Raw genomic sequence first — 12,063 nt, 5'->3', positions numbered from 1 at the left:
ATCATTGCTTATAGCCAAGAACCCCAAGAACCTTGGTCTCGGCTATGGATTTGATTTCCCACTCTGTCACACTGCTGCTCATGTGCTGACGTAGCATGCGGTCTGCTTCCTTTGTCGAAGAGGCATTGACGTAGATGGTCTGTGGTGAGAACTTCTTTACGCCAGTGTCTTCATCTTCAGTGACAAGGGAGACGACGGTCTTGTACCAGTGGTTGCCTTCATTCTCGTCTTCTTTCAGAATCTCAGTGATAGGTTCACGTGAGATGGCTGTGATGTCGAAGTCTCTGGTACCGATAAGCTCTGTAGCAGCTTTGGTGGCACGTTTCTCTGTCTCGGTGAAGCTCTCGGCATCTACCAGGTATTCTTCACTGACTTTCTTTTTCTTTCCTGTGTCAAGGGCTTTGCCGTATTTGACACGGAATTTATACCAGTATCTTTTCATCTTTGTTCTATGTTATCTTTGAGCAAGTGGTCTTTCGATGACTGTCTGTCGTTCGCCAGCCTCGTATTTCTCGGATGCTATCTGTCGCATCTGGTCGTTCTTGGCCAGCACAGCATTGGCAAGAGTGTTGAGAGGCAGCGCTCCTTGACGGTAGGTATCCACAACTTTTTCTGGAAGGGCTATGGTACAGGGTACTCTGTCAATGGTTGCGATCAGGCAGTTGGCTCTTATCTCCGGATTCTGGATGCGTGCATTCAGAGGCTCTTCGGGATAGATGCGATAGTTGACTCTGCCACCAGCGTGTTGCGGATTATCCTGTGCCTTGAAGTTGTCCAAGGCTTCATGTCCTGCCTTATTGAGAAGATTCATGCCTCCCATGCCAATGAGCACCATTTTGAGAATCGGGTTTTTGACAAACATACCTGCAACAATGCTTGCAATAGGCATCATGTTGTCCTTGATATTGATGGACTTGGTCTTACCTGTGAACATGCCGACTAGCATATCAGGAAGCATGGCCAATACATAGCCAAGATTATGGCCTATATCGCTGATACCGTTGAGGCCGAATGACGTGAGAAGTCCTTGCCAACCGTTCATGTTAGTCTGTTCGGGCTGCGTGTTGCTGGCTTCACCTTCAGATTGGTTCACTTCTTCTGTTGGTTCTGCCTGCTGTGCTTCCTCAGATTGTGGCTTGTTCTGCGGTTTCTGCTCCGCTTGTTTCTTCTTTTCCTGCTGCGTTCGTCTGTATTCATCCTCCTTTCCCGGTGCAATGATCATGGGAACATCGGAACGGTCATTGAGTTTATCACCAACATGGGTGACGAACATGTCGCTTCCTATCCAGGTGGCTGCAGTCTTTAAGCCACCTCCCAATCCTCCCATACAGGCAAGGTCGGTTACAGAGCCAAGGGCTATACCAGCGTTCTTTTCCCAGATCGATGGCTTATACCGCTTCTCTGCCTCCGAGTCTATCTTTTGCTCCAATGGCGATTTTGCGACTTCCTGCGGTAGATAGAAGATAGTACTGGTGGCAGCCTTTCGAATGATGTAGTCGATGGATGATTTCGGTATTTTGTCTTTTATCATCTTGTCTATCATCTTCTGTTCCATGGAAGCATTGACCGTGATATGCTGTCGCTTCAACTCTTTCTTGACCATCGCAATATAGTCTTCCGTAGTCTTGGATGTCCATTTGCCGGTGTATTTGAGAGTGTCATTTTGCGCCTGCATGGATGCCATACCACCGTCAGGTCCAGCTGCTGCTGCCATCAGACCTGCAAACGAATTGGAGTTTGACCGCAACTCGTCTGCAAGCTTGTTCTGTAGGTCATTCCGAACTTTATTCATAATCGGTATGACCTTAGTATTGAATATCTTATCCTGTTTTGACTCTACCATAGCTTTATATTTACAAGTTTAATTGGTTGAGGATTTGCTCCCTGGTCTGTTCGATCGCATTGTGATAGACTTCCATCTGTTTCGGGAAATATTCCTCCAGCCATTCGTCCTTCTCGATGTTGTCGTTGATGAACTTGATGGCCAGATTTCTTTCTATCTCAATGGCAGCTTCTCCTTTCTCGCTGTTGTTGAACCAAGCCTTAGTCCACCATCTGATTCCCGACTTGTCGGGATAGACGCTCACCAGGCGTGGAATGTCGAAGCTTTGAACATCGATGTCCAGTTCTGCCAGTGGGTCAACTATTCCGCTTGTCGCTATTGCCCGGTCTTGTGCTTTTTTTTTTCGATGGCGCTCATGCTCGACAGAAAGATCTGATGGCGCAAGGCGAGATAGTTGAGGAAATCTCCAATGAGGAGGTTTTGTACTCGCTCGGCTATTGGAATGCTTCTTGATCCCATTCCCAATGGATTCGCCATGGAAGGCAGGGTTTCATAGAAGTAATTCTTCATGGCCGACATGGTGAAGATATTGCGAAGTGCAAGTTCTGTATGCTCTGGTAGGGCATAGATGCCTTGGCTCATGTCGCTCATGTAGTCGGGGAAGAAGCGCATCATGAGGTCTTCGATCTCCTTCTGGTCTTTGTCATACATGGTATGAACATCCATATCAAGAGTGACGAACTGAGGTGCTGCACCTGGCTTGCCGTTCTGTTCCATCACTTTCAGATTGCTATAGATCATGGTGAGGAACTCCAGTGGATTGAGTTCTTCCCCCTTGTATTTGACTTCTACATGGAGGGAGTCGGCACTGAAGGCGATGACTTGCCCTGCCTTTACCTCTTTGCCGTAGTTGGCAAACACGTTGCTCAGGTGGGCATAGGTCACTTCATAGTCACCGTATCTGGTAATCTGGTAGATGCCATGAATGGCATCGTTGCCCAGACCTGTCACCTTGCCGGTAGCTACAGCAGACAGCAGATAGTTCCTGACCTTGAAGTCAACTCCATGATGGAAAAATGACTCTCCTGTGTGCGGATGCTTCTGTTTGCCGTAGCCCAGGGACATGGTCACTTCTCCGTTTCTTTCCTCGAATGGCATGCAATAGCCACTGTCGGAATGCAGTATCATTTCTTGTGTATAGTGCATTGTATAATACTTTGTTATAGTGTTTGTTATCTTCGTCTGCTTACAGTATTGGTTTGCTCTACTTCTTGCAGCTTTTCTTCTTCCTTGTGGTTGCTTGCCTTACGGTCACTGTTGCCACCAAGTAGGCTGCTTAGATTGGCATTGTTGCCTATCATCATCATTCCGAGAACGGCTCCAGCTATCTTGCCTAACCATCCGAAGCGACCGAAGACGAGGAGGGCAGAGACTACAAGTCCTACAAGGCTGAGACCTGAAACGTTGCCTTTGCCTATGTTGCTGAAGAAGTTTCCGAACATGTCACCGCCATGACCAGAGAACATGGCTCTAAGGAAGCCAGACATACCGCTCCACTTGGAATCCACGTTGCTGATAGCCCCATTAACATTGTCAGAGAGTCCTGTAACAGAGTCTTTCAGGTCTTTCACGCCATCGCCAATCCCTGATACAGTATCGCCAATCTTCTTGGTGGTGTCTTCTCCTATGACGGCATCGCTGACAATGCCTACAACGCTTTTGTCCGTGGTGAGTTTCTCCCAACCAATGTAACCAAGACTTCCTCCGACAACTGCGCTTTTAGTGGCAGAACCTACGCCTTTCAAGGTCTGCTGAGGATGAAGCACAGCGCTGCCCACAGTGTGTGCTGTTGCACTGGTCATCCTTCCTCCCAATCGGAGAGTTGATTTTAAAAATGAACCCCAACCCATAATGCTTTTTATTTCTAATTTATTGTACTGTTATTTATTATATGATTATGTTGAACCTTTACTTCAAGGTCTTGCATTTCTTCGCCATCGTTCTTTACATCGCTGTACAATGGTAGGTTTGTCCACTTCACTCCTGGCTCCATAGTCTATCTCTGCCCACACGTCTGACAGTCTGGTGTACTTCACTGCCCGTATCAACCGTTTGAGTTTCTGGTTCATCTGTTTGAGCTTCGGTCGTATGCCAAAGACTATCTCCAGTCGCTGCTTCTCTGTCATCTTGTTATTAGAGAGGCATACCTGCCTGACATCATTGACTATCTCGACACTGTTCATGATAAGTTCCCGATAGAGTTTGTTGCGATTGGAGGACAGAGCAACGGCAAGAGCATTGGTCGTCTGATGGCTGAGCTGGTGGCTGTAGGTTCCGAGTTGTGCCACAAGACGGTCTATCTCGTGATAGAAACCATAGATCTGAGCTGCATAGCTGATGATGCTGTTGAATCGGTCAAGATAGTTGTTGAACTCCTTCTGTAGGTTGGTAGTACCTTCCACCTCCTCCTTGATCCATATATGGCCTGTAGATACAAGTTGCATCATCTGTTCCTGCTGCTTCAACTCTTTCTTGGCTTTGTCGGTATATTGGAATATCATACCTGCCAGGACCGGGTCATTGCCCTGGGCACGGAGAAAACTCCCATCCTGCCCATCAAAGGGAAGGATGAGAGAAAAGAGAAGTAATATGAGAGCATAGAGACGTTTCATAAATGTTATCCTCAAATAATCTTTCTTATGGTGTTACAACTCTGGCGCATCTGCGCCATCTGCCAAGGGCTTGACTGGCTATCTCGCATTGCTCCGGTCGAGCATTCCTGCCGTGACATTGTTCCAGACATCGGCCATGGTGTAGTATCTGATGCTGAGACATAGCCTTGACAGCTTCTTGTTGAACTGTGCCAGACGGTCGTTCAGTTCCCAGAGGGTCTTGCTTCGTTCTGCACCTGTGAGCATATTCTCGTTGCCACCCTTGGCTATGGCATCCTTTAATGTGGCATATACCGTGACGAGCTCTGTGGCAGTCTCTATATAGAGGTTATTCATGCTCGCTGTTGCCACAATGCCCTGTGGATTGCTTGCTATGGCCTTTTTCAGGTTGCACAAGTTGATGAAGATCCTCACACCGTCGTCATAGAGCGAGGTGCAGGCTTTCAACGTGGAAGCATAACCCGATGCCGTTTTCAGATAGCTGTTATACTTCTTTTCCCATTTGTGAATCTGGGAGAACTCGGCTGCGATGGTGTTCTGCAGGAATGCGGTCTTCTGCTGGTCTTCTATCTGGCTTTTGATCTGACCGTTGATAAGCTCGTTTCCCTCAGCCAAGGCAACATACTCCAATGGATTGCTGGAGGCAATCTGAGCATAACCTATAGCTGGCGATAGCATTAACGCCAAGGCAATGGCTGCAACAACCTTGCTTCTTCTGTTATCTGTTGGTAATTTCATATATGCCTTTTCTCTTTTTGTTGTATTCTACACGTTCACGGATGATTCTCACAACGTCCAACCTTTCCTTCACACCGTAGATGTCGAGTTTGGGATTAGAGCGGTCGCCGCTGAATATCCATACTGTCTTCAATCCGAACAACTGTTCCAGAATGTCACGGTTCTCGCTGAAATCCACCACTCGGTACAGCTCGATGTAGTCACTGGTTCTGGTCATCACTCCATGCTGGATGATGAGCTGTTCAGAGGTGATGATGTATCTGAGTTTGTAGAGATATAAGCATCTATAGAGCATGATGCAGGTCATCACACCTCCAAGTACCACGAAAGGCATCTTGTAGGTGATGCTGTCGTGACCGGCAACAAGGAACAGGGCACAGCTGATGATGAACGACATCCCTTGCGAGATGATATACTGCGCCCAGTGAGGGCGTAGGGTGATGATGTTGTATCGTCTGATTGGGTCTGCCATATTCATTATCGTTTAAATCCATGATGTTTGGTTTCCTCGTTCTCTTCTTGCCGTTCAAAGGTTAAGTCCACACCGTTCTCGTCAAATGCGGTCTCTACTACGTCGGTCATAGAGAACTGTTTCTTATCCAAAAGCTCGTCATTGAAGTCCTTGTAGCCTTCCGATGGCTCTTCCCGTATAATCTTCACGGGAGCGAGGTCTTGGTCTTCGTGCAGGTTGAGTTTCTGTAGCAGTGCATCCTTGAAGTCCTTGAACGCTTTGTTCATCTTGTCAGCAGCTTCCTGCTTGTCTTCCTTACACAAAAAGGGAGAGTAGTGATACTCCAATGCCTCTTCTTTTGCTGAATCGTAAACCAGGTATAGCTGTTTGAGCTCATGGGGAAGAAGGCTGTAGTTCTCATCGTTGAAACTTAACAGTTCCTTGATGGTCTTCGGCTGTTTGTCGAAGCTTTCCATGAACTCTCTCATGTCAGCAGGTACATTTCCCGGTGCAACCGGACTCTGTTTGCTTGCAATATCCTCGAAGTTTGCCACAAACTGCTTTCCTGCCACATCCTTGTCAAAGCCAAGGTGGAAGGTGGCTTGGGGTGCAGCTCTCAGCAATCCCTGTATCTGCCCATAGCTTGGGTTACCTCCAGTAGAGACATAGACTCCGGCTTTCAGATCCTGCCGTCCACGCTGATCCAATCCTGATTCCTTGCGCATCTGTAGCTGATAAAATGCCATGGCATCGTATGCGCTTTCAAAGACAAGCACAATACGGGCATCCTGGAGTTCCGTTTGCTTGGGACTTGCCATCCATAATCCTTCACTGGCATTGGTGCCGGTAGCCATGCCTTTTCTGGCAGAACCGTCCTTTCGAGGATAGCCTCTTTCCTCTAAGCCTACACATTTGTCTGGTTGCCCAGGGATGTGCATGGGGAAGGAGAGATTCTTATAGGTGCTGCCATCCTTGGTGGTTTTCGATGCGAGGAAGAAGCTGTGATGGAAGGCACAACGGGTGGCGAAATCAATTCCTCTTGACGTGAAGAAGGCGTAGAACGGCTTCTGTGACTCGAAGTCTTTAGGATTGAAACGGTCAATCTTGTAGTCATTGATATCAAATGGCTTGCTGTTGACTGTTGGATTATGTACGTCCAGACTCCGATGTTCTACCGGGATGTTAAGCAGGCGTTGGCAGACCTTATGGACAAGGGCTGATTCCTTCATGCCATACTTGTACTCCTTGAAAAGATCTGGATGTTCCCAGATGAAGGAGGTAACAGAGTAGAGCTTGATGGTTGGCGGCTGGAAACAGCAGTTCTTGTTGGGCATGACAATGTACTTGTCTCCACTGATTCTTTTTCCGTCGCTGCCCAGGCGTACATACGCAGGATAGCGCAAGCCATCACGCTTGTAAAACGTGTAGCCTGCGTCCTCCAATACGTCCTTGATGTTAAGACGGCTTCTGTAGTCTGCAAATGTCTGTTCGTCTGTCATCTCTTGAATGTGAATTGTTGTTTATCTGCCATGACCTAAGCCTACACCGTGTTCTCCTGCATTGAGTCCTGCATCGAAGGCTCGTGAAGCAAGGTCTTGCGGTGAATCCACGCTGCCCTTAAAATATACATGTGGCCCATGGGCATGGTCATGATGGTGTTCTACGAATACTGCCGGTGCTGGATGGTCTCTGCCCAGTTCACTCATCACGGCAAGTCCTGCAAGGAGTGCTCCTCCAATCTGAGCTCCGATATTTTTGCCTTCTCCAGGGATGGTTTTCATATCCACCTCCTTGAAGATGTGGGAGAAGAGTTTCATGCGGTGGTAGTCATCGATGGCCATGAACTTGTCATACTGCTTTTGGGTAATCTCATGGCTGATGCTCTCTCCATTGATGACGGCGGTCATGCGAAATTTGGCATTGCCTTTCTCGTCTTTCAGGATTTCACCCTGCTCATTACGCACTGGTTCAACCTTGATATCATCAACCTGAACCTCTCTGCCATGCTTGCCTTCACGGAACCATCCCTTGCTTTCGTTCTGCTCATACAGGCTGTTGCCATCTACATGAGCAACACTGCGGTCTTCAGGCTCGATAGTAATCTGGTCGCCATTAGCTGGGAGCGACTGGTCAATCACCATCTGCTGGCGGTTGTTGAGTTCTGCCTCTATCTCAGGTTTGAGTTTCAGGCTGATCTGCTCTTTTGAATTGAGCATATCCATCGTCAGTTTGTCCTGGAAATCGTTCCTGATGGCATTGTTGATGATGTCAATGCGGTTTTGGACAGGTACTTGCTTGATGGAATTGTTGGTCAGTTTCTTCACTTCATCCTCAGTGAGGTCATAGACAAAGTCCTGCTTGGTGGCAGTGGACTGGATGGTGAGTGTTTTGTTGGCTGCATCTACGATGATGCCATGAGACGAAAGACACTCCTGCCATTTGTCATTGCTGAAATAAACCTTGGAGGTGATGAGTTCGTTGTATGGCTTGGCAGGTTCCTTGGGACGTGGACGAACCACTACAGGGGTAATGACTGATTGCAGGTCTGCCAACACATCCTGCGATGGTTGCTGTACCATGTTTTGCTGACCACCTTTATAATAGAAGCCATAACCGCCATTCTGCAACTCACCCGGCTTCATTCTGCCGTCAGGACGTTCTAGTACGATTGGAGCACCCTGTATGAACATGACTCCTCCAACTCTGCGCATGTGGAATCCTTCCTGGCATCGTGGAGTCCAACCGAGGAATCTTCCGTGATATGGATCCATCATCATGTGGGCATAGCGTTTGTTCCATGGAAGTCTGCCGTATTCGCCAACGCCTATGCGGTAGCCGTGGAGTCCCATGGCAACACGGCCATTGGCATTTCTGGCATGAACGAAGTCAAGTGGCATGTAGAAATCATTCTTCACGAGTTCTGCCACGGTGTTGTAGGCTTGCTTGTTGGCTGAGTTTGCTCCCCAGTCAACCAAGGCTCTGTGCTGCTGCGCTGTGATGGCGTAGGTAAGCAGAGGGGAGTCGTGACCTTGAACGGCCAACTGATAACCTTCTCCTTGTCTGATGATATGTGCTTGCATACCATTCTTTCTGAGAATCTCCTGAAACTCTGGAGCCAGGTCTCTGCCTACTGGTAATGCATTTGATCTGATAGACATATTCTAATGCTGTTTATTGTTTCTGTACTGTGTGATTATTCGCCAGCTTCAATCTGCTCGCCCTTCCAATCGACAAATTCCTCTGCCGATTCCTCATTGACAATGAGATCCTTCTCTTTGCAGAAGGCTGTGTATTCCTCTTGCCATTCAGGTGAGTGGTGGTTGATGTAGTCAAGCCAGCCATATTCTCCGCTCTGGACTTTTTCCACGAGCACGTCTTCTGGATAGTACTTTACATTTGCCATGAAATCTTGTTTTATGGGTTAATACTTTGGGTTATCGCTGCATCATGCGCATTCCCAGTTTCTTCTGTTCATTCCACATCTCTTCTGTGTAGTTCTCTTCTGGGATGTAGTCGAGATTGCCGTCTTCATCCATAGCCCAACAGCCGAAGATGCCGAAATTGAACTTGTCCCAGTCACGCTTGGCTTCTCGCTTCCAGACAAGCTCGTTACCTGCTGCGAAACGGATGCCGGTGTTGGAGTTGAGGTCGATACCGATGGACTGTTCCTCGTCATCCTCTACGATGGTAAGGATGTCTCCGTTCTGCAACTTCTGCATCTCTGCGCCAGTGAGGTGGTAGCGGTCTGCTACATACTGGATGTTTCTGCCGATGACCGGGGTTGGAACACTGAGTACCTGCTTGCTTTCTGGATCAAGCTGGAAGAAACACTTGCTGCCGAGTTCCTTGCCAACCTCGTTGCTCTCCAAATGACCGACGATAGGCTTTCCTGCAACAAGGTTCTTCTCCTGCTGCTCATTGAAGAGTTTCAAGTCTAACTCATCGAGCTGTGGATAGAAGAGCACATCAACGCCACCTTCGGCTGTTCTCACAAGGCTGAACCTGGTTCGTGCCTTGACTTCCTCACCATCATCGGCTGTGATATGAACTGGCAGGACTGGCGACTTGCGGCCATTGTAGATGTTCTGGAGGACATCGGTCGGCAAGTCATCAATCATTGCCTGGGTGAGTCCGAAACGTTCAAGGATGCCATAAGGCATCTCGTTCTCATCGAAATTGTAATTCATTTGCTTCTGTTTTATTCGTTTTTTATTTGGTGGATGACCTAACGACTGGTCTTATTCAGACTGCGCCTAAAGCCAAACCGACAACAAAGTTACATTGTAGATATAGAAGAAGTTAAACATGTACGTTAGTATCATCAAAGTTTTATAGATAGTTATGAAAGTAGTATGATTATTCTTCAATTATCATACTATAAACATAAATAAAGTTAGATATAATAGGGAAGAGGTAACTTCTTTCGTGTTGTTTTGCTGAGTCTGATTACCTTTGCAACATGAAAGCAATAAAGACACTCATATTGATTCTGACAATGATGTTCACAAAGACTCCTTCACATGCCCAATTCAATACGATTGGGTATGTGAAGAAGCATAGTATATCTAAAAAGAAGAGTCCACAAGAAACAACTCATGTTGCCTCTGTGGACTCTGTAGTGAAGGCTGATACTCTGCCTCCAGATTCTTCCCAAGATGTTCTTCCTTATCTCAGGGCTTCGTTTCCGTTGAAAAGCATTCAGATCAATTCAAGATTTGGAATGCGTAATCACCCGGTGAAGCACAAGACTATCATGCACAACGGCGTGGATCTGGCAGCTCATTACGAGAAAGTGTTTTCCATGTTTCCAGGGGAAGTGACTGGTGTTGGCCACGACAATCGCTCAGGTAAGTATGTCACAGTCAAAACAGCTGGCTATACCATCAGCTATTGCCATCTTTCTGCTTTCTGGGTCTCAAAGGGGATGTTTGTCCATGCTGGAGAGGTGCTTGGGGTATCTGGAAGTTCCGGCATGTCAACTGGTCCTCATCTGCACCTGACAACAAAAAAGGATGGCAAGGTGTTTGACCCTGTCATCCTTCTGAAGTATGTTCGTGAATTGCTCGAAAATGCCCTGTAGTTTATTCAAACACAAGCAAATTGCCTGTTAGTACTTTCTTTGTACCGTTCATGTATGTCAGTATCACCTTGGTGATATTCATATTTGAAGCGTCTCCAGACACATAATAATAGGAAGTGTCCCATTCCCAACTTGCTGATTCAAACTCTCGAAGTGGTCCTGTGCCCTGGAAATGGCCGGTCTTCCTCAAATCGCCAACATCGTTTGTTACCTTGAAATATACATCGATGTACTTGATTGTATTTCTGTTGGTATTCATGTAGTTGAAATGGAATGATATACATGAATATTCTGAATCCCATCCCCAATCAGTAAAGAAGCCGTAAGGTGCTCTCTTTTTGAGACGCTGGACATACTCGTCAAGGTAATGGTATGACAGTTCACTTGTAATCATGTCATAATCCTCAGACTCATCTGTAAGGCTATCTTTGAATATTTCATAGTGATACCTGAAAGGACTGTATTCTTTCAGACTTTGGCTTAGTTCACTTTTATGTCCTGTTATATATGTGTAGCCCAGTCTTCCATCAGTCTTGTGAAGTAATAAATGGTATCATTTTTGATTCCAATAGTGAATAATGAATCTTCTGAAAATGATTTCTCGCATTCGTCACAATACAGAGACTTATTTCCAGTTGGCACCATTCTCCAGTTGTGAGTTTCCATATAGTCTGAACGTTCTTTCTTCAGTTTGGCCAATCTTTCAGCTTTAAGCTTCTCTATTTCAATGGAGTCAGCCTTTGCTTTAGCTATGGAGTCTTGAATATGCTTTGTTCGTGCCTCATTTAGCGCAGTATATTTATCATCCAACTGTTTGGAGTATTTTTGAACGAGCACATCAAGTTCATCTTCTGCTACTTGGGGGATAGACTTGTTCTTCTTGATGATCTTGGCGTAGTCCTTGGTAAGTGTGATTACAATATTGCTGTTTGGAGTTATGACATACAGATTTTGAGCTTTCTTGTCATAAGCATAGCTACCTACAATATTATCAACACGCTCAACCGACTTCTTGGTTACTCTTTTGTAATAACCATCGCTTCCAAGTTCATAAGCGACAATTACTCTTCGCTGAGTAGAATTGCTTATAGAAAACTGGGCATGTACACCGATGGTTGCCATCACCAGCATGAATAAAACGATTATCTTTTTCATTGTCCTTAATTCCGCAACACTATAGTTTAACATTATTTATAAGTGCCTGAGCAACAAAAAAGTTGCCCAGGATTTTGCATGTCAGAATTTTCACTTACCTTAGTGTTGCGAAAAGAAGACAAGCAAAACTCTAATATGACATGGCAAAGATACAAATAAAATCTGAGAAACTCACTCCTTTTGG

At 46.3% G+C, this 12,063-nt stretch carries 14 protein-coding genes and 1 pseudogene; 1 reads left to right on the top strand and 14 read right to left on the bottom strand.

The features are described from left to right. Position 1: 1 nt before the first annotated feature. The 12 genes and pseudogenes from DW830_RS10000 to DW830_RS09945 form a co-directional block, all read right to left on the bottom strand. Positions 2–442, bottom strand: coding sequence for a DUF4494 domain-containing protein (locus DW830_RS10000; protein ID WP_119249785.1), 441 nt, complete (start codon positions 440–442; stop codon positions 2–4). Positions 443–454: 12 nt separating this feature from the next. Continuing rightward, positions 455–1,843: a hypothetical protein gene (locus tag DW830_RS09995; RefSeq protein WP_119249784.1), complete on the bottom strand. Its 1,389-nt coding sequence runs from the start codon at positions 1,841–1,843 to the stop codon at positions 455–457. Between the two features lie 10 nt (positions 1,844–1,853). Further along, entirely contained in the window at positions 1,854–2,135 is a 282-nt protein-coding gene (locus DW830_RS09990) for a hypothetical protein (protein WP_094880505.1), read from the bottom strand. 23 nt (positions 2,136–2,158) lie between these two features. After that, positions 2,159–2,989: a M23 family metallopeptidase gene (locus tag DW830_RS09985; RefSeq protein ID WP_119249783.1), complete on the bottom strand. Its 831-nt coding sequence runs from the start codon at positions 2,987–2,989 to the stop codon at positions 2,159–2,161. 26 nt (positions 2,990–3,015) lie between these two features. Continuing rightward, positions 3,016–3,693 carry a hypothetical protein gene (locus DW830_RS09980; RefSeq protein ID WP_119249782.1) on the bottom strand — a complete coding sequence of 226 codons (678 nt, stop codon included), beginning with the start codon at positions 3,691–3,693 and terminating at the stop codon, positions 3,016–3,018. Positions 3,694–3,756: 63 nt separating this feature from the next. Then, on the bottom strand, positions 3,757–4,455 hold the full coding sequence (locus tag DW830_RS09975; RefSeq protein WP_119249781.1) for a hypothetical protein: 699 nt from the start codon (positions 4,453–4,455) through the stop codon (positions 3,757–3,759). Between the two features lie 25 nt (positions 4,456–4,480). After that, positions 4,481–5,133, bottom strand: a pseudogene (locus tag DW830_RS09970) (hypothetical protein). A gap of 40 nt (positions 5,134–5,173) precedes the next feature. Beyond that, positions 5,174–5,665 (bottom strand): PH domain-containing protein, encoded by a 492-nt coding sequence (locus DW830_RS09965; protein ID WP_119249807.1) that lies wholly within the window; start codon positions 5,663–5,665, stop codon positions 5,174–5,176. 5 nt (positions 5,666–5,670) lie between these two features. After that, complete coding sequence (locus tag DW830_RS09960; protein WP_119249780.1) at positions 5,671–7,143, bottom strand: toprim domain-containing protein; 1,473 nt, start codon at positions 7,141–7,143, stop codon at positions 5,671–5,673. Positions 7,144–7,164: 21 nt separating this feature from the next. Next, the gene (locus DW830_RS09955; protein ID WP_119249779.1) at positions 7,165–8,802 is read right to left on the bottom strand and encodes a hypothetical protein; all 1,638 of its coding nucleotides are present in this window, start codon (positions 8,800–8,802) and stop codon (positions 7,165–7,167) included. 35 nt (positions 8,803–8,837) lie between these two features. Continuing rightward, positions 8,838–9,047 carry a hypothetical protein gene (locus DW830_RS09950; RefSeq protein WP_117695413.1) on the bottom strand — a complete coding sequence of 70 codons (210 nt, stop codon included), beginning with the start codon at positions 9,045–9,047 and terminating at the stop codon, positions 8,838–8,840. A gap of 31 nt (positions 9,048–9,078) precedes the next feature. Next, the gene (locus tag DW830_RS09945; protein ID WP_119249778.1) at positions 9,079–9,831 is read right to left on the bottom strand and encodes a DUF4099 domain-containing protein; all 753 of its coding nucleotides are present in this window, start codon (positions 9,829–9,831) and stop codon (positions 9,079–9,081) included. 272 nt (positions 9,832–10,103) lie between these two features. Here DW830_RS09945 and DW830_RS09940 point away from each other — a divergent pair, with 272 nt between their 5' ends. Further along, complete coding sequence (locus DW830_RS09940) at positions 10,104–10,724, top strand: M23 family metallopeptidase (RefSeq protein ID WP_233544476.1); 621 nt, start codon at positions 10,104–10,106, stop codon at positions 10,722–10,724. Position 10,725: 1 nt separating this feature from the next. Here DW830_RS09940 and DW830_RS09935 read toward each other — a convergent pair whose 3' ends face one another. Then, positions 10,726–11,118: a hypothetical protein gene (locus tag DW830_RS09935; protein ID WP_119249776.1), complete on the bottom strand. Its 393-nt coding sequence runs from the start codon at positions 11,116–11,118 to the stop codon at positions 10,726–10,728. Positions 11,119–11,225: 107 nt separating this feature from the next. Further along, positions 11,226–11,879, bottom strand: coding sequence for a hypothetical protein (locus DW830_RS09930; protein WP_147487247.1), 654 nt, complete (start codon positions 11,877–11,879; stop codon positions 11,226–11,228). Positions 11,880–12,063: the final 184 nt, after the last annotated feature.

Origin of the sequence: Prevotella sp. AM34-19LB (genome assembly GCF_003468525.1) — a bacterium.
Classification (GTDB): Bacteria; Bacteroidota; Bacteroidia; order Bacteroidales; family Bacteroidaceae; genus Prevotella.
The sequence above is the reverse complement of the archived record's forward strand: the minus strand, read 5'-3'. Positions and strand labels throughout refer to the sequence as shown.

Bases quoted from the DNA above. Each gene is read 5' to 3' on its own strand.
- DW830_RS10000 (WP_119249785.1), bottom strand. From the start codon at position 442: ATGAAAAGATACTGGTATAAATTCCGTGTCAAATACGGCAAAGCCCTT.
- DW830_RS09995 (WP_119249784.1), bottom strand. From the start codon at position 1,843: ATGGTAGAGTCAAAACAGGATAAGATATTCAATACTAAGGTCATACCG.
- DW830_RS09985 (WP_119249783.1), bottom strand. From the start codon at position 2,989: ATGCACTATACACAAGAAATGATACTGCATTCCGACAGTGGCTATTGC.
- DW830_RS09980 (WP_119249782.1), bottom strand. From the start codon at position 3,693: ATGGGTTGGGGTTCATTTTTAAAATCAACTCTCCGATTGGGAGGAAGG.
- DW830_RS09975 (WP_119249781.1), bottom strand. From the start codon at position 4,455: ATGAAACGTCTCTATGCTCTCATATTACTTCTCTTTTCTCTCATCCTT.
- DW830_RS09965 (WP_119249807.1), bottom strand. From the start codon at position 5,665: ATGGCAGACCCAATCAGACGATACAACATCATCACCCTACGCCCTCAC.
- DW830_RS09960 (WP_119249780.1), bottom strand. From the start codon at position 7,143: ATGACAGACGAACAGACATTTGCAGACTACAGAAGCCGTCTTAACATC.
- DW830_RS09955 (WP_119249779.1), bottom strand. From the start codon at position 8,802: ATGTCTATCAGATCAAATGCATTACCAGTAGGCAGAGACCTGGCTCCA.
- DW830_RS09950 (WP_117695413.1), bottom strand. From the start codon at position 9,047: ATGGCAAATGTAAAGTACTATCCAGAAGACGTGCTCGTGGAAAAAGTC.
- DW830_RS09945 (WP_119249778.1), bottom strand. From the start codon at position 9,831: ATGAATTACAATTTCGATGAGAACGAGATGCCTTATGGCATCCTTGAA.
- DW830_RS09940 (WP_233544476.1), top strand. From the start codon at position 10,104: ATGAAAGCAATAAAGACACTCATATTGATTCTGACAATGATGTTCACA.
- DW830_RS09935 (WP_119249776.1), bottom strand. From the start codon at position 11,118: ATGATTACAAGTGAACTGTCATACCATTACCTTGACGAGTATGTCCAG.
- DW830_RS09930 (WP_147487247.1), bottom strand. From the start codon at position 11,879: ATGAAAAAGATAATCGTTTTATTCATGCTGGTGATGGCAACCATCGGT.